Genomic DNA, 16,649 nt, shown 5'->3' on the forward strand with positions numbered 1-16,649 from the left:
ACGTGTTGGGCTCAGACTGGGGACTGCCGGATACCGAAGCGCCCGGAGAAGAGGCAGAACTTCTCGGTCAAGTTGGAGAAGCGACTTCCCCACGCAAAGTTGTGCGCGGAACCAACTGGCCAACGTCCTCACTTCAATTTCAAGCTGGCATTGGCGAGCCACGCCTGCTTCCCCTGTTCCGGGCTCGCTGATCCAGCTCCAGGCGCGAATGCATCTTCAGCGGCCTGCGGTGACAGTGGAGCTGGATCAGGGTGAACTTTTGGCTCAGTGGCGTTACAAATTCACGCACAGATCAACAGGACTTCCCAGGCACATTTGGCTGTGGTCTCCCGGACCAGGGGCGTCACAGGTGTGGAAGCCGGGCTGTTGGTAACGTGGCATTTGACTTCATTCACCACAGCATTTCTCCCCAATGGTACACACCTCCCTGGGCAGGAGGTGTGTACCGTGCTTGCCTGGAGTGCCACCCGCGATGCAGACCCTCTCAAGGTCACTCCCGCTTTCCGGACACGGTCAAGTTCTTCCAAGACATTTCGCTTTTGGATTTGTATTTCAGGTATTCCAGAGAAACGCCCGCGCGCTGACGCCGCTCCAGGTTTTCGATTCAGGAGCTGGGGAGGAAGAGCCGTACGCCCAGGGGAGCGAAAAGAGCGCCATCAGCGAGCGGCCGTGTGACGAGGAAACCGGGGTTCGTCCAAACGTCATGGTCGAACGCAATGTATATTTCGCCTCAAAGGCAGGAGAAGGTAACACTGGACCTCTTGCGAAAGTCATGATTGGCAGGCTTGGGTGAAGTTGCACAGCGCCGCGATAAGCTGAACCCGGAGCGCAAACCGACGCTGCCGATATCGGCACACGCCCCCTGGACGCGGAAGATCTTCATGTGACGGATCACATATAGGGCCCCCTGCTGAGCAGCGCCAGGACACGGTTGTCCTGGCGCTGCTCAGCGGACAGAGGCGGGCGCTCGCGTCGCCTTATGGGGAGTGATGGCGGGCCTGTGGCTTCTCCACAGGCCTGATACCCGGCGTCTCCAATGAGCGCCGTTTGGTGAGGAAAACGGACGCCTGACTGACCCAACAGTTCCAGGTCATGAACGGCCCCAGCGCTCGTGGTGGTGCTGAGGATGCGCTGCGTCACCGTGCAGATCAGCAGCTGAAATTTCAGGATGTGCCGCTTTTTCTCGCCGCTCTACCAATCGCACTGCTTTTTTTGGGCCGTTCACACGGCACTTCTGCAGCATCGTCGCGGTCGATGCTGTACACGGGCTTCGCTTCCTGAAACACGCGTCTCTTGAGCATCTGGAACCGCGCACTGGCGATCAGGGCCGCTTCCATGCGTTCTACCGTGCGGTACACGGTCATTTCGTGCACGCCCCGGCCCCGTCGCGGAGACGCGCGAAGGTCCAGTACTCGCGCCAGAATTCCAGCGTCATCAGCAGTTACCCAGCCACGCTGGGCGCGGCTGGGCGGCCAGATTTCTTCTGTCCTTCGCGCAGGGCCAGCACCTCTTCCTTCTCAGCAAAGGTTGCTGGGTACACCCCGGTGCGTCGACGGAACGGCTTGCGATTCATCTTCAGCGTATGTCTCAGACGGTCTCGCGCCACACTGCCAGCTTCGCCCACCACTTTCGCAAGAGGTCTAATAAAGATGTCCTGCACGACCTTACCCATAAAGGATGTCGGGCACGCAATCGTATTGAATTTCGTGTGCAGGATAGCTACCGGCGCGTACTGAACGAGTATGCCCGGGAAAGATTGATTGCGTCAAACGATGAACTGCGCCTTGTAGAGCTGCGGGGAAGTACGACCGCTGGTCGAGAGCTCAAACTGCCTAACCAGACAGGTGACCAGAACAGCAACCAGGAGGCTGTTCCAGATCAAGAGCCATGCTTTGGAGCGACACACCCAGCTCGCTTGACAGTCTTTCAGGAATTGCTTACTCTGTGACCGTTCACATGTATAAAAAGTTCGACTTGGCGGGCCACCTTGCTGCCTGTCTACAGCCGATCTACCGGTCTTGTTTGCCATCCCCTGCGTTCTAGGCAGTTCTAATCTGTCTGGTCCATGCCCTTACTTCCATTGGAGGAATGTATGAAGCGTCACACGATGATTGCCCTCGGCCTTTCTATGTCCGCCGCCCTCTCCTCTGCTGCACAGGCACAGACCAAAATTGTGTTCTGGGACTTTTTCGGCGGTGGGGACGGTGCCCGCATGAAGCAAATCGTTGACACATTCAACAGCTCGCAGAAGGACATCGTCGTGCAACGCACGACACAGACCTGGGGGAACCCCTTCTACACGAAGGTGCACACCGGCGTGGTTTCCGGACAGGTCCCGGACGTGATGACCTACCACCTTTCACACCTGCCCGCCGGCCTGCGTGGCAAAGATCTGCGTCCCCTCACGGCGGCTGAGTTGGCTCAGGGAGGCCTGAAGCCGGCTGATTTTCAGACCAACCTCGCCAATACGATGCTCACCGATGCCAAGGCCCAAGCGGGGCAGGCGAGCTGGTACGCAGTTCCGCTCGACACCCACACTTTCGTGCTGTACCTCAACAAGGACCTGCTGAAGAAAGCCGGCGTGTTGGGCGCGAATGGGCAACTTGTGGGCGTGAACAGCGTCGCCGGCATGACGGCGTTGCTGCGCCAGATCAAGGCCAAGACCGGCGTCACCCCCCTGGGCCTGAGCACCAACCAGGACCCCGCCAACGTCTGGCGGCTGTGGTACACCCTGTTCCTGCAACAAGGCGGGACGCTGGTGCGGGATGGCAAACTTGACCTCACAGATCTTGACACCAAGGGCAAAGTCGCCCTCCAAGTCATGGCGGACTGGGCCAAGGAGGGACTGATCCCCAAGAACACCCAGTATCCAGCAAATGTGGCGCTGTTTACCGCCGGGCGCACGGCCATCATGGCAAACGGCAACTGGGAAGTGCCCACCATGGTAGATGCCAAGACGAAGGGTACCCTCAAGTTCGACTACGGTGTGGTGAGCTTTCCGAAGCTATACGCAAACCAGAAAACCTGGGCGGACTCCCACATGCTGGCCATCCCCGCAAATGCGAAGGGGCAACTCAGCCCGGAGAAGCTCAAGGCCGTGATGACGTTCGTCGGATATGTGCAGAAGCAGGGCGGCTTGACTTGGGCAGGTGGCGGTCACATTCCCGCATACCTCCCTACTCAGGGCAGCACATCCTTCAAGGCGCTGCAGCCTGTTGCGCAGTACAGCGCGGTCTCGGCCAAAGACGCGACCCTCGAACCTACCCTGCCCATCTTCGGCGTAGGTGGCCCCGTTTACGATGCAATTGGCAACAACTTCACGCCAGTCCTGTTGGGGCAGCTCACCGTTGACCAGGCCATCAGCAAATTCAAGACAGCCCTGCTGAACTTCAACAAGTAAGGCAAAAGGGGAAGGCAGCCGTGGCCTTCCCCTTTTGCCTTCCCCGTTTCCCACGAGAAAGGAAAACCCGGCGTTATGCTCGAAACCGTTTCCAAGCCGGGGCGCCTGGCCAGCCAGGAGAGGCAGATCCAACTCCGCAGGCGAGGGTTGACGGCCCTCTTGATGGTCGCGCCGTTCGTCCTCATTTACCTGGTGTTTCTGATCTACCCCTCCCTTCGGGTGCTGCAACTGAGTCTCACTGACGCGGACCTCACCGGGGAAGGACAGTACGTTGGGTTGAGTAACTACCTGCGCTTGTTCCAGGAGCCCACGTTCTGGACGGCGCTGAAGGGCACGCTGTATTTCATCTTGCTCACGGTTGTCCCCAACACGCTCGTCGGCCTGGGCCTGGCCCTCTTGGTCGTGAGGCTCAAGCGGCTCAAGGGCCTGGTGCTCGCCTGCTTCTTCCTCCCGTACGTCCTGCCGGTCAGCGTGGTTACCAACATCTGGAACTGGGTTCTGGACTCAAATTTTGGAATCGTCAACACGCTGACTGGGAGCACCACCGCCTGGTTCCAAGACCCGGTGTGGGCAATGCCTGCAGTCGCCTTTGTGACCATCTGGTGGACGGTGGGCTTCAACATCTTGCTCTTTATCGCCGGCCTCCAGAACATCTCGCCGGAGATCTATGAGGCGGCCGCCCTCGATGGAGCGTCGGGGCCGCGGCTTTTCTGGTCGATCACCTGGCCCAATCTCTGGCCAGTCACCAGCCTGGTGCTGCTGTTACAGCTGATCGCGCAGTTCAAGATCTTCGACCAAGTTTACCTGCTCACGGCGGGAGGTCCCTTTGACAAGACGCTCGTGCTGCTCCTCTACTCCTACCGTGAAGGCTTTCAACAGCAGCACGGAGGTTACGCATCGACCATCGGGGTGGTGCTTATGGTGATTATCCTGGCTGCCTCATTGCTCCAGTCGAAGGTATTGAACCGGGGGGAACGCAAATGACGACCCTGACCACGAAGGCCGTCCGTACCGCTTCCCCCACCGCCCGGCTCTCCCGGCTCTGGGGTGGCGTCGTGACTGCGCTGACTGTCGTGCTGGCTGGCCTGTGGGTCTTTCCGCTGTATTGGGCCGTCGTCACGTCTTTGAAGCCCGACAATGACACCATCGCCAGCCCCCCCACCTTCTGGCCGAACCCTATTGACCTGAGCAGCTACACCTACATCCTCCAGAACAGCCCATTGGTGCGCTGGTACGCCAATTCCCTCCTGACTTCTCTGACGGTCACGGTGCTTGTGCTCCTGCTCTCACTGTTGTGTGCCTACGCCCTCTCGCAAATTGATTTCCGGGGACGCCGCTGGCTGTACCTGCTGGTGCTGGTGGGATTCATGATTCCGTTTCAGGCGAGCCTGATCCCGCTCTTCATCCTGATCAACAAAATGGGGCTGGTGAACAACTTCGCCGGGCTGATTCTGCCGCAACTGGCTGCGCCCCTCGCGGTGGTGATCTACAAGCAGTTTTTCGACCAGATTCCCCCCGAACTGGGCGACGCCGCGCGCATCGACGGCGCTGGAGAATGGCGGGTACTCTTCAGTATCTTCCTCCCGCTGAACTGGAGCATCACCGTGGCGCTCGCCATCGTGACCTTCATTGCTGCCTGGAACAACTTCCTGTGGCCCTTCATCGTGCTGAATGATCCGCCCAAATTAACCATCCCAGTCGGAATTACCCAGGTGCAGTCCGCGTATGGGGTGGCCTATGCCAAGACGATGGCCACGGCTGTCACCGCGGCCCTACCCACTGCACTCGCCTACCTGATCTTCCAGCGGCGCGTGACCGAGGGGGTAATGGCGACGGCCGGGCTCAAAGGATAAGGGGCTGATGGAACGGGATGGGGCCAGCACGAGCCCCATCCCCCTTTCCTTCCTACAGGGGACCACGCAGCAGGTCCTCCCGGCAGCACTCCACGAGCGGCGAGGCGTGTCTGGCGCAGCGCAGTTGCAGGCTGAGTTTATCGAGACGCTGCGCGAGCGCGGTGCTGCCGGGAGGACCTGACTCCTGCTTCCGTTTCTCGTACCCGGGCAGGAGCGAGGATGCTCCTGGGGGCCTGTTGGCTTCACCACCGTCTTGTGCAGTTTGCTGATGGACCCAACGGAAACACCACGCTACGCGGCAATCCAGACGCCCAGGAGGCAGCCACGACGGGAAGCCAGCGATTGGTCAGATGTTTGGACGTCCGGCCAACGTCTCGCCAGTACCGCAGAGATATGACGGTGATGAAGCGTAGAATGACGGCATCACTACCACAGCCGCCCAGCACCGCAGCAGGCCACCTGCTGGGCTCCTTGGACTCGCTACAGTGAGGTTGCCAGAACCCAGGCATTCGTACCGTGCGCGGGCAGGGCTCAGTCTGCACCGCCATGAGGAACGGAGCGGGGGCCCAGCGGATCTGCTTGAGCCTGGGCAGCCGTGAGCGAAGGAAAGGCCCATGCCGCAGAGGGCCTTTTACGGCCGCACCCACACCCTGCCACGTCGTATTCCCCCAGCAGCCGTACGAAGAATGTTTTGGAAGCTTCGTATCCAGGTGTACTTACAACAAAGCCGTCCAACACGGTGCCGTGTTCATAGACGGCTTGCCACAGCCAGCGTCTGGTACCGCCAACGTCTACGCACATTTCATCGAGATGCTCCCGGGAACCCCGGCGGCGCCGGTCGCGGGCGACGAGGCAACTGAACTTCATGCGCCCAGTGGGCACGGACTCGCAGTGACGGCCGTGCCCCGTTCCAACAGAAGTTCTTCGGGGTCCTGGTAGTCCAGGGTGAGGCGGTGACACAGCCTCACCGCAAAACCGATACCTGCAGCGGGAGCGGGGAGCTCCGGAGTCTCCCCCACTCGGCTCCGCGCCACCCTCCCCCAACACACTTGCCATAACCTTTGCCAACCCCCCGTGACAAGAGAGGTTGTTAGAAATGAAATGACTTGACCCTATGCACTCCCCTCCTTAAGCTGAGAACGATAACAGGAGAAGCGATGCCCCCATTTGTCTCAGGCTCACGCGTCACCATTCACGACGTTGCTCGGCACGCCGGCGTTTCCCATCAGACCGTTTCCCGCGTGATCAACGAACACCTGAGCGTCGCGCCAAGCACCCGTCAGAAGGTGTTGGAGGCCATTGAAACGCTAAAGTATCAGCCAAACCAGGCGGCCCGCAGCCTGGTCACGCAGCGCTCGGGCACGCTCGGTATCGTCAGCTTTGGCCTTACCTACTACGGCCCTGCCCAAATGGTGGTCAACATCGAGCGGGCAGCCCGTCTACGCGGCTACGGGGTTGCACTCACCAGTATTCCAGAACTGAGCGAGGGCGAGATCGAGCGCGGCCTGCTGGAACTGCGTAAACAAAGTGTAGACGGATTCCTGCTCGTCGCCCCTTTGCGCGGCGTCAACACTGAGCGGATTCGCAGCCTGTGCGGCCACACCCCCTTCGTGCTGCTCGACGCAGCGGAAACGGGTGGCACGCCGGGCGTCACCATTGACCAGATGTCTGGTGGCCGGTTGGCAGCGCAGCACCTCCTTGACCTGGGGCATGAGCACATCGCCCTGCTGTCTGGACCGCAGCGCTGGCACGACGCCCGGTTACGCCTGGAAGGTTGGCGCGCGGCCCTAACGCACGCGGGGTATACGCCCGTCTCAGTGCTAGAGGGCGACTGGACCGCCGCAAGCGGCTTTGGTCTCACCCAGGAACTTCTTGCGAGCCGCATCCCGTTCACGGCGCTTGTGGCGGGCAACGATCAGATGGCCCTCGGCGCACTTTGGGCCCTGCACGAACGGGGCGTCGCGGTGCCCAGCGACGTCTCCGTGCTGGGGTTCGACGACATTCCAGAAAGCCGCTTCTTTCACCCTCCGTTGACCACGGTGCGTCAAGACTTTGCCGCGTTGGGAGCACTCAGCCTGGCCGCGTTGTTGGAAGCCGTCGAGTCTCCCCGTGAAGCACAGGCCCTGCCCACGCGCGTTCTCCTACCGGAACTCGTCGTTCGCGCCAGCACCACCTCTCCAAGAAGGACGTGAAAAGCTCAAGTGATCAGCATTCCGGCCAACCCGTTATTTCATAACGGGCCGTCCCGAGCGGGGCGAGCAGGAAAAACGGTGACGGAGAGGCGTGAATTCCCGGAATGGGAGGGCCGGAACAGATGATCCGGAAACCGCATAACAGGTTCAGCGCTGTATAGGAGCAGGAAAATGAACCTTCAGCGGCTTCGAAGTACGCGTGGCACGGGGTTTTTCTCCACCAGAGAGCAAGGCACAGGAGTTCTCACCCACAGCTGGGGCATGGAGCACCGGGCAAGCATGGTTTTCAATGGAAAGACGCCGTTTAGGGCTTGAGGCTGGGGTAGCCGAGTAGGACGGAGACGAGGAAAAATGGAGACGGTATGTGCAGATACCGTCTCCATCATAGTTTAGGTCGTCGTGCGGTGATTCGTCAGCTCCACCGTTGGGCGAAGCGGCACTTCAGCGATCTGAAGCGATTTAAGCATCAGAAGCTGACGGATGCCCTGCTCGTGGCCCTCTTGCTCGCTCGCTTCGTGTTCAAGCAGTCGTATCCCTCGATCTGGTGGAACATGTTGAGGGAAGACCGCGTCGGTCTTCCCTCCGACACCCAGGCGTACATGCGAAGCGTGCGTCTGCTGGAACGCCTCGAAGCCTTGGTCAGCCCCGCCAAACGTTGTGCAGAAGTGATCATTGACTCCATGCCGCTCCCGGTGTGTCGCCCGAAACGAGGCAAGCGGTGCAAGTTCCCGGGAGCGAAATGGGGGTTTGGGACCCAGGGCGACGTGTACGGGTACAAGCTGCATGCCTGGGTGACACCCGCAGGGGAGATCGTCCAGTACCTCCTCAAACCCGCCAATCTTCACGACAGCACCGTCAGCGATGAGTTGAACCGGAGGTGGCCTGAGTTCGGCGGGCCAAAGATCATTGGGGACAAGGGCTATTGCTGCCTGGGCTACCTGTTCCCACCCAAGAAAAACACCCGCTATGACAACGGGTGGCGGCAAGACCGCCACCCCAAGCTCCGCAAACGCATTGAAACCGTCTTTTCACAATTGGTCGAAGCTCAAATTCGCTCCGTTCAGACCAAAACACTTCCCTCTCTCCGGCTCCGCGTCGTCCTGGCCGTCCTCGCCCATAACCTCGCTCAGCCCTAAACGGCGTGGAAATGGGGATTATTGGTACTCCGTTGACTGGCGGGAACCTGATGGATGGCGCCCGTGTTTATGAGGTCAGCGCGGTACGGAAAGAGTGGGAATCCCCTGTGTTCTTCGCCAGCACTTTCAGACTCAACGGAGTACCATTATTCACGCGTAAACGCAACAGCCCTGCTAAGTGTACATATTGGCAGCACCGACAAACCAAAAATTCATCTATCCAGATGTTTTTCCTGTAATTCTCCAGGAAAAGCCCTAGTTCACGTCCCGTGGAGTTCCGCATTCGATTTGGCTTTGATAGATTTAAACGAAGACTCCACTGAATTAAGAATTTCAGCAGAGTCTCCCATTGTCATCAAAATTTAGAAAGCCGAGCTCAGTAGCGCTTTAGCATTGGTTTTGTCAAAGAGCCGATCATCATTTACCAACCGAGTGGGAATCTTCTTGCCAGCAGCATAATCCTTGAGCGTTTGGAAGGCCTTAGGACCAAAGCGAGGATTGCATTCCACCGAAGCACCGAGCTTTCCATCAATAATGGCTTGGAGAGCTTCCTTATTGCCATCGATACTGACGAGAACGATATCTTTACCCGGCTTACGGCCGGCAGCCTCCAGGCTGGGAATGGCTCCAAACGCCATTTCATCGTTGTGAGCATAGACAGCAGTCACTTCCGGATGGGATTTAATCAAGCTGGCCATAACTTTTTGTCCCTCTTCACGAGTAAAGTTTCCACTCTTGGAGGCAACGACCTGAATCCCCGGGTATTTGCGAATGTAGTCAGCAAAACCCTTCTGACGGTTCAAGGCCGGGGAAGAACCTTCAGTACCCTGCAACTCAATAACTTTCGCCTTGCCGCCCGTTGTTTTTACCAGCCATTCGGCTGCGCGACGACCCTCTTCATAGAAGTCCGAACCAATAAACGAGATGAAATCTCGGCCGGGTTTGGCAACTGTTTCGTCAACTCCACGATCGATGACAAACAAAGGGATACCCGCACGCTTGGCTTCCATCACGACAGTTGCCAAAGGCTTCTTCTCGCGCGGGGTCAGAAAGATGGCATCGACACGCTGAGCAATACAAGACCGCACATCGGCCACCTGCTTCTTAGCAGAGCCATTCGCATTCGTGAAGATCAGAGTCCAACCCAAGCGCTTTGCTTCATCTTCCATAGACGCGGTCAAGGCAAATCGCCAAGGATTGTCCATTTCAGACTGATTAAAACATACACGGTATTTCGCTTTAACAGGCAGCTTAGGAAGGGCGTCTCCCTGTGCCGCAGCGAGCGTAACCGTGGCAGCAGCAATGGACATAAGCACGATTTTTGACTTCATATAATCCTCCATACTCAAGAACTAAAATCTACCCGAGAGCGAGATTTTTAAAGGAACGCGCAGAACATGGCATGTATTCGACAAATCTCCAGAAACTCGAGACTAGAACAGCCAGCACCAGGCGCAAAATTTAACCATCAGAGCAACGAATGTCCTCGCTGAAATACTTCTTACTCAGATTGGCATACGAACCGTTTGCCATCGTTTTCGCAAGTGCCGCGTCAATTGCATCCCTAAACGCATCGCTTGTGTGAGGCATAACGAAATGTATCTCCTCGTTCCACAAAACAGGACTTACTTGAAGTTTTGTAGGTCCCACTCTTTTATACATCGTGAGAGCTTCGAGGCGATCTAGGACGAGAACATCAACCGAACCGTTTAGAAAGGCAAGTAATGCTTGGTCTGGCGTGTCAAAAACGACCACATTTTTTTGAAAGGGAAGATTGCGTGCATAGGCAGCATACTGGGTTTTTTCAGCTACCGCAATTCGTTTTCCCCTCAGTTGCGCTTCTTTGGTGGGTCCTCCCGGTCGGCCTAGAATGACGCCTCCTGTACAAGCCACGGAGACAGAAATATTCACGTTATAGCGAGGCGGGGGCAGCTTTGCATCCAATATGACATCAAAACTTCCACTGTCTATACCTTTGAAAAGCGCATCTGTTGTTGAGGCTTCCAACCAGTCAACTTTCTTGATCTTCATCTGCGAGCTCAAAATGTTTACAAGGTCGACAGCAAAACCGGCACGAACAGTCCCATTTTTGTATAGGAAACCAGGACTTGTAGTTGAAGAGCCAATCTTGATTTTACCGGCGCTCTGAATCTGACTTAATTCCCTACCTTCTACACTGGAAGCCAAAAACATTACCAGCAGAACGACAGCCGACGTTGCTATTTTAGGAAGTTGCATAGGGGAGTTGTCCATGGGAAAGTCTTTCTTCAAACATTGGGCATCCTTGCTACCCACGAAATGGGCAGAAGGCAAGTGATCTGTAGCCGAGCAGGCCTATGTTCTTTGGCTTCTATTAGAAAACAGTAAACAATATTTCTATACTCTTACAAGCACCCGTTCTTCGTATAAATGTGTTGAAAATTTTACATTTAGCGGGTTGTTGTCGCTTAAGACCTTTGGCGGCCTCTGATATCAACCAGCACGTGAACAAAATGCACAAATTCTCTTCTGGGAGAGGAGCCATGAAGAAGCCCAGAGGTAAGGGGGAAGGATGGATTGACACTCCGGCACAACCAGCATACGATGTTATCGTTCACAGTCAAGTCTACTGGTCAGTTTCGTCTTCATCCTTCAGAGAAATACCCTCTGGCCTACGGTAGACGTACGGTCTCCCCCATATACCAACACAACAGGTCCTCGTCCGAATGCGGCGTCATCGCTGCACTTCCCCTAACGCTGCTGACACGCAAGAGGTTTCGACATGACCCATTCCGCCGCCACCCTGGTCCGTCCCGGGCAGTTTGAGCTTACGCAGCGCAACGCCCCTATGCCCGGACCCAGTGAAATCACCCTTCGCATCCGCTCGGTTGGCGTATGCGGCTCAGATATCCATATGTTTCAGGATGGGCGAATCGGCGACACGAAGATTGAGAACCCTCTTGTTCTCGGGCACGAGTTCATGGGTGAGGTTATTCAGGCCTTTCCCGGTGCAGTAGACGCTGAGGGACACGCCCTGCCTGTTGGCACCCGTGTGGCCGTAGAGCCACATGTGGCTTGCGGGCACTGCCGCGCCTGTCAGGAAGGCCACCCCAACCTATGCCCAGACCATACGTTTATGGGGGTCTATCCCCGCGACGGTGCCCTGCAACACCATCTGGCTGTTCCAGCCCACAACTGCTTTGTGCTGCCCACCTCCATCAGTAATGATGCAGGCGCACTGCTAGAACCTCTCGGTGTAGCCCTGCACGCACTGCGCCTTGGCAAGGTCACGGTGGGCGACCGCGTCGCAGTAATTGGGGCAGGGCCCATCGGCCTGCTGCTCGTCAAGCTGCTACGTCAGAACGGTCTGGCCGAACTACACGTAATGGAGCCGCTGGCTTGGCGGCGTGACCTCGCTCTTCAGTGGGGCGCAACGTCGGTTGCTCCGGAGTACGGGCCGTCTCAAGACGCCCTGTACGACGTCGTATTTGAGGCTGCCTGGGCAGGAGAGGCAGTGCAGCAGGCGGCCCTGCTTGCCCGCCCAGGTGCACGCGTGGTGCTCGTCGGCATTCCAGGCGACGACAGCTGTACGGTGCAGCACGCGCTGGCACGGCGTAAGGGCCTGACCCTTAAGTTTGCTCGCCGGATGAAGCACACCTACCCTACTGCCATTGCTCTACTGGAGCGCGGTCTCGTGACCCTCGATGATCTGGTCAGCGACGTCTTTTCCCTTGAAGACGTGCAGACCGCTTTCGAGCGCCAGGCCAAACTTGAACCCGGCGTCGTCAAGGTCATGGTACACCCCTCCTAATCCTGTTTCGGACCGACTTAAAGCAGTTGTCAGGAAGGGAAATTCTCGTTTACCGAGCCCGGCGAGCGAACTTGAATGCGCACCGAGGAGCATGGAGCCGTAAGCGGAAGGGCACCCCTCACGGCTCTATGCGGACAAATGCTCCAGGCAGGAATCAAGGCCTTCAGTCAGGGCAAGAACTTCCACCCTCATACGTTTTCCGAATCATCCGCTACATCTTCTGCGCTCCGGTGATTCCAGGCCTCTCCCCTACCGTTTTTCCTGCTCCCTACGCTGAGGTTAACCCATTAACTCAGAATCACTCAACCGGAATCCCTATCAGTCGCCCCTCTTACTTCCAGAGGGGCGTACCCGCGACTGCCCTGATATCTCTGGGTGTTGAGCAGAGCTGTGAGAAGCTCTGCTTGTAAACCCGCAGATCTGCCGGGACTGCGGGTGCAGAATCAAAGGGTGTGTCAGGGCCAGGGGATCTACACCTTCAACACCGATCAAACTGCTTTGGTGATTACGCTTGAGAACGCTCAAGGAGCTGCTGGGCGGATTGCACCACGTATTCAGCGTATGCCGCCCCAGTCCTCAGGCTCCCTTGGCCGACTGCTGGCTCGCAAAATGCTCTTGAAGGGTGAGCACCTGCAGAAGACCGGCCGTTTCAGCGCGCGGGGGCAGTGAATGCGGCGCCGCAGCTCAAGGGAGCCCCTGGCCCTGTCACCCTGCCCATTGGCAACCGCGCGCAGGGTGTGTCCTTTGCCCCGCGCGTACTGCGTGTCCCGCTGGCGTCCTCGTCATCACAAGGACGCCAGCGGGACAAAGAAGGCGGCGGTGCGTTTCTATAACGGGGAGGTCGTGGACGAGGGCGTCAGCCGCCCCGATGTGAGGAGCCCGGGCGCGCCATTGCCGCCGGACGGGAGTTTCACTCCGTCCAAGCCTACGGTAACCCACAGGTGATCGCGGGACAGACAACGCAGGCCAATGGAATTCGCACAGCAGGCGGAAGCACCAGACGACCTCCTTGTCGCAGTGGGTGGTGGCCGTATGGTGACTGCCCTTCAAAACGCGGGACGAGAGCGGCCAAGGTGTGGTCTCTAAAATCTGGATAAAACTGACTGGAGTTCACCGGCTCGCCGTAGCGCAGGGGACGGGGCTACCCCTTCTGCAGTGAGAAAGTGAGGATGGCCTATGAAACAGAAGCGGTTTAGCGAGGAGCACACCAAACTGCTTCAGGAGGCCAGAAAAGGCGAAAAGTCCATAGAGGAGCTGTGCCGAGAGGCTGGCTGCAGTACAGCTTCCTTCTACACCTGGAAGGCGAAATACGGTGACGCCACGGTGAATGAAGTCCGGCGGCTCCGTCAGCCTGATCGCGAGAACGATCGCCTCCTGAAATTGCTTGGTCAGCGGCGCCTGGCGGAACTCTCGCCAACCAGTATCCCCGTTGGACCTGAACAACTTGCGGTTACGAATCATGCTCCTGACCTTCCTGTTTGAGGAAGACCATCTTGGGGTCCTTTGCCACGTGGGTGACACCAGAATTCCTGAAGCGGGGAACGAGGACAGAACAGAGCCGTATGTGAGGTTGGCCTCTACCTGTTGCGCGTCATCTTCACGGTGCCCGCGTCAGTAACGCGGGTGTAGGCGCACAGCGAGCACCCTCCGGACGCCCCTGACGATGTAAAAAGGGCTGCGCCCGGTACGCTTGAACCTGCGGTTGGGCTTCTGGTTATTGTGCCGTGGTGAATGAACGTGCCGTGCCTTGAACACGTGAGCTGAGCAGTGTGCGGCCCAGGTCGCTTTGCAGGGTCTGGGCTTCTCCAGCGGCAGTGCTCGGTCAGATCTCGCTGGGAACCGTGCCAGTTAAGGCAGTGCACTTGCCTGCAGTGGTCGACTCCACCTTAGCTGTTCGCATTCAGGACGTCTCCAAAGTAGAGGAGCGCTCGCCTGGCGTAGGAACGTGGGCGAGCGCCGCACCGAGCTGAACTGGCCCCATGGATAACCCGCATCTCCATCGGCACAGGACGTGGACTGTAGGGAGGGTGGAGCCGGGGCAGCGCCGACGATGCCGGTGCACGCTCCGACAAACGCTAAAGAATGCATTCTTTCGGCAGCTCACGCGGCACATTGGCGACCGCGGGTGCAGAGGGCACAGGCTTCTGCTTACCGGTAAGCCAGCGCGGGGCATCGAAGTCGGCTGGCCGGGTTCTGGCAACTCGTTCTTGGCGGAGCAGAAGTCGTCGAGCAAACCATCTGTATTTAAATGGTTTGCTCGACTGCTTCTGCTCCGTGGCGCGTCACTGTGGACCGCTTGCGTTACCTCACCGAAGGTGGGACGGAGGTTCGAGCTTCAGGCGTGCAGAACTGGGAATTCATGGGCTCGTCTGTCGTCTGAAACTGAGGGGACTCCGTTCCTGCTGCCGGGTTGGTCAGTGCGACTACTGGTACTCCGCTGACTGGCAGCAACCGGATGGATGGTACCCGCGTTTCTGGGGTTGGCGCGGAACGGAAAGAGGGGCAATCCACTGTGTTCTCACCAGCACTTTCAGACTCAACGGAGAACCACTCTTCACTGCGGTGGCGAGAACGGGTGGGGGAGAGGCGTTACTTCTCAGTGCCCTCAGCGCCCTCAAGGAGCTGCCGGACGCTTTCAGGCATTTTGTCCAGCCACCGTTCGAGGGCCCTGGCTTCCAGAGGTTTGAGGCTCCCGAGCAGGCGCCGGCTTCCAAGACGCCTACTGACTTCCAGGGCACGTTGCATGTAGGGCGCTGGCGCTTGCGCCGCTTTGGCCTTCAGTCGCGCGACTTCCGCTTGAAGTTCTGCTCGGCTCGCTCCACCTCCGGCCAACTGGAGCAGAGCGGAGTGGTGTTCTGCAGGAGCGGCCGCGATGACCCCAGCGTGGGTGAATGGGAGACCCTGGTCGCGCATGGCACAGAGAACCGCTTCTGGCCATCCGAGGATGCGGAGCTTGTTCTTGGCAAACGATTCCCACGTTTCGCTCAGCGGCGTAAAGAGACGCGTCAGAGTTTCATGATCCGCTCCAGCCTGCTGCGCTCGAAGTTCCAGGAGACGTGCACGCGCCCCTTCTCGGTCAAGGCCGAGGGCCAGGGCCACCAGATCGAGTTTGGCGTCCACCTCGTCGATGACATTCAGATTTTCACGCTGAAGATTCTCGATTAAGGCAGCGGCCCGGGCCTCCTCGTCGGTCAGCGTCCGGACGATAACCGGGACCTCCGTCAGTCCTGCGATCTGCGCTGCGCGCCAGCGCCGCTCTCCAGCGACAATCTCGTGCCCACCCTCCACCGGCCGTATCAGGAGGGGTTGCAAGACCCCCTGTTCCTGCAGGCTCTGGGCCAGAGCCGTAAGGGCTGCATCGTCGAAGGTGCGGCGGGGTTGATGACGGCCAGGCGTGAGCTCGGCCACGGGAAGGACAGCAATGTGTTGGGCCTGGCTGAGGCTGGCGCTGGCACCAAGCAGTTCCAGGTCCTTGGGCCGGATCGGGGGGCGTTTGCGGATCATGCGGGGACCTGGTAGGTGAGTCCCGCCGCTTGGGCGACCTCACCCGTCGCGCGAATCACGTCTTGATGGACGGGAGAACCCGGAGCGTACACCCCGACTGGTTCGCCCGCGGTGGCGCTGTCCAGCCACACCGCCTCACGCTGCGGAATGGGCGAGGCGAGGGGGCGCAGGTTGTCCTTGAGGACCTGCAGGAACTCGCGGTCATGGTTGCGGCGATCCGAGTAGAAGGTAGGAATGTAAAGCGCCACGTTCAGGTCAGGCCGGATCCTGCGGTGGACGGTCATGGCCTTCTGAAGGCCCTGCAGGGCATTCACGCCTTTTTGCCGCGTGGGCACGGGAACGATTAGATGGTCAGCCGCGAGAGCTCCGAGTATGGTGAGCTGCCCCAGACTGGGTGGACTGTCGATCAGGACAACGTCATACTGATCCTCCACCCGGCTGAGGGCATTTTTGAGAAAGAGCACGGCGCCGAGCTGGGCCATGATGTGCGCTTCTGCGACCGCCAGGTCCACATGTGAGGGAATCAAATGCATGCCGTGCAGCGCGAGGGGCTGGGGGAGGGGTGCGTCCTCAACCGCTACGCCATACACGGTCGCTTCGAGGGGAGCGTCCTCTACGCCAAGCCAGGACGTCAGGTTCGCCTGCGGATCGAGGTCGACCAGAAGCACCCTGTTTCCGGCCCTGGCCAGCTCATACCCGACGTCGCGCGTGAGGCTTGTTTTGCCCGCCCCGCCCGCGTGATTGAAGAAGGTCAGCGTTTTCACCCACTCACTC

Annotated in this window: 16 protein-coding genes; 8 read left to right on the top strand and 8 right to left on the bottom strand. The window is 58.6% G+C overall.

Annotation, left to right across the window (positions count from 1 at the left end; all coding sequences use genetic code 11):
- Positions 1-891: 891 nt before the first annotated feature.
- The 3 genes from B9A95_RS37510 to B9A95_RS36500 form a co-directional block, all read right to left on the bottom strand.
- On the bottom strand, positions 892-1,140 hold the full coding sequence (locus B9A95_RS37510; protein WP_425429998.1) for a hypothetical protein: 249 nt from the start codon (positions 1,138-1,140) through the stop codon (positions 892-894).
- A 23-nt stretch (positions 1,141-1,163) separates the two neighbouring features.
- On the bottom strand, positions 1,164-1,373 hold the full coding sequence (locus tag B9A95_RS35985) for a hypothetical protein (protein ID WP_245808611.1): 210 nt from the start codon (positions 1,371-1,373) through the stop codon (positions 1,164-1,166).
- 68 nt (positions 1,374-1,441) lie between these two features.
- Positions 1,442-1,573, bottom strand: a complete 132-nt coding sequence (locus B9A95_RS36500; protein WP_281255917.1) for a hypothetical protein — start codon at positions 1,571-1,573, stop codon at positions 1,442-1,444.
- Positions 1,574-2,092: 519 nt separating this feature from the next.
- Here B9A95_RS36500 and B9A95_RS31155 point away from each other — a divergent pair.
- The 4 genes from B9A95_RS31155 (at position 2,093) to B9A95_RS34365 (ending at position 5,434) form a co-directional block, all read left to right on the top strand.
- Positions 2,093-3,400, top strand: a complete 1,308-nt coding sequence (locus B9A95_RS31155; RefSeq protein WP_170928894.1) for an extracellular solute-binding protein — start codon at positions 2,093-2,095, stop codon at positions 3,398-3,400.
- A 75-nt stretch (positions 3,401-3,475) separates the two neighbouring features.
- Positions 3,476-4,384 carry a carbohydrate ABC transporter permease gene (locus tag B9A95_RS31160; protein ID WP_084051454.1) on the top strand — a complete coding sequence of 303 codons (909 nt, stop codon included), beginning with the start codon at positions 3,476-3,478 and terminating at the stop codon, positions 4,382-4,384.
- Complete coding sequence (locus tag B9A95_RS31165) at positions 4,381-5,253, top strand: carbohydrate ABC transporter permease (protein ID WP_084051455.1); 873 nt, start codon at positions 4,381-4,383, stop codon at positions 5,251-5,253. Before B9A95_RS31160 ends, B9A95_RS31165 begins: the two co-directional genes overlap by 4 nt.
- A 7-nt stretch (positions 5,254-5,260) precedes the next feature.
- Positions 5,261-5,434 carry a hypothetical protein gene (locus tag B9A95_RS34365; protein ID WP_170928895.1) on the top strand — a complete coding sequence of 58 codons (174 nt, stop codon included), beginning with the start codon at positions 5,261-5,263 and terminating at the stop codon, positions 5,432-5,434.
- Positions 5,435-5,784: 350 nt separating this feature from the next.
- On the opposite strand, the gene B9A95_RS37515 is transcribed toward B9A95_RS34365, so the two are convergent.
- Positions 5,785-6,309, bottom strand: a complete 525-nt coding sequence (locus B9A95_RS37515; protein ID WP_425429999.1) for a DDE-type integrase/transposase/recombinase — start codon at positions 6,307-6,309, stop codon at positions 5,785-5,787.
- Positions 6,310-6,410: 101 nt separating this feature from the next.
- Here B9A95_RS37515 and B9A95_RS31170 point away from each other — a divergent pair, with 101 nt between their 5' ends.
- Positions 6,411-7,445, top strand: a complete 1,035-nt coding sequence (locus B9A95_RS31170; RefSeq protein ID WP_084051456.1) for a substrate-binding domain-containing protein — start codon at positions 6,411-6,413, stop codon at positions 7,443-7,445.
- 362 nt (positions 7,446-7,807) lie between these two features.
- A complete protein-coding gene (locus B9A95_RS31175) occupies positions 7,808-8,581 on the top strand; it encodes an IS982 family transposase (RefSeq protein ID WP_084051457.1) in 774 nt (257 codons plus the stop codon).
- A 362-nt stretch (positions 8,582-8,943) separates the two neighbouring features.
- Here B9A95_RS31175 and B9A95_RS31180 read toward each other — a convergent pair whose 3' ends face one another.
- Both B9A95_RS31180 and B9A95_RS31185 read right to left on the bottom strand, forming a co-directional pair.
- Positions 8,944-9,912: an ABC transporter substrate-binding protein gene (locus tag B9A95_RS31180; protein WP_084051458.1), complete on the bottom strand. Its 969-nt coding sequence runs from the start codon at positions 9,910-9,912 to the stop codon at positions 8,944-8,946.
- Positions 9,913-10,042: 130 nt separating this feature from the next.
- Positions 10,043-10,852 (bottom strand): substrate-binding periplasmic protein, encoded by an 810-nt coding sequence (locus tag B9A95_RS31185; RefSeq protein WP_139807193.1) that lies wholly within the window; start codon positions 10,850-10,852, stop codon positions 10,043-10,045.
- Between the two features lie 490 nt (positions 10,853-11,342).
- On the opposite strand from B9A95_RS31185, the gene B9A95_RS31190 reads away from it, so the two are divergent.
- On the top strand, positions 11,343-12,371 hold the full coding sequence (locus tag B9A95_RS31190; RefSeq protein WP_084051460.1) for a zinc-dependent alcohol dehydrogenase: 1,029 nt from the start codon (positions 11,343-11,345) through the stop codon (positions 12,369-12,371).
- A gap of 1,176 nt (positions 12,372-13,547) precedes the next feature.
- A complete protein-coding gene (locus tag B9A95_RS31195) occupies positions 13,548-13,853 on the top strand; it encodes a transposase (protein ID WP_084051461.1) in 306 nt (101 codons plus the stop codon).
- Between the two features lie 1,107 nt (positions 13,854-14,960).
- Here B9A95_RS31195 and B9A95_RS31200 read toward each other — a convergent pair.
- Entirely contained in the window at positions 14,961-15,875 is a 915-nt protein-coding gene (locus B9A95_RS31200) for a ParB/RepB/Spo0J family partition protein (RefSeq protein ID WP_084051462.1), read from the bottom strand.
- Positions 15,872-16,639 carry a ParA family protein gene (locus B9A95_RS31205; protein WP_084051463.1) on the bottom strand — a complete coding sequence of 256 codons (768 nt, stop codon included), beginning with the start codon at positions 16,637-16,639 and terminating at the stop codon, positions 15,872-15,874. The genes B9A95_RS31200 and B9A95_RS31205 overlap by 4 nt, the downstream gene beginning before the upstream one ends.
- Between the last annotated feature and the right edge of the window lie 10 nt (positions 16,640-16,649).

It is taken from the genome of Deinococcus hopiensis KR-140 (assembly GCF_900176165.1).
Classification (GTDB): Bacteria; Deinococcota; Deinococci; order Deinococcales; family Deinococcaceae; genus Deinococcus; species Deinococcus hopiensis.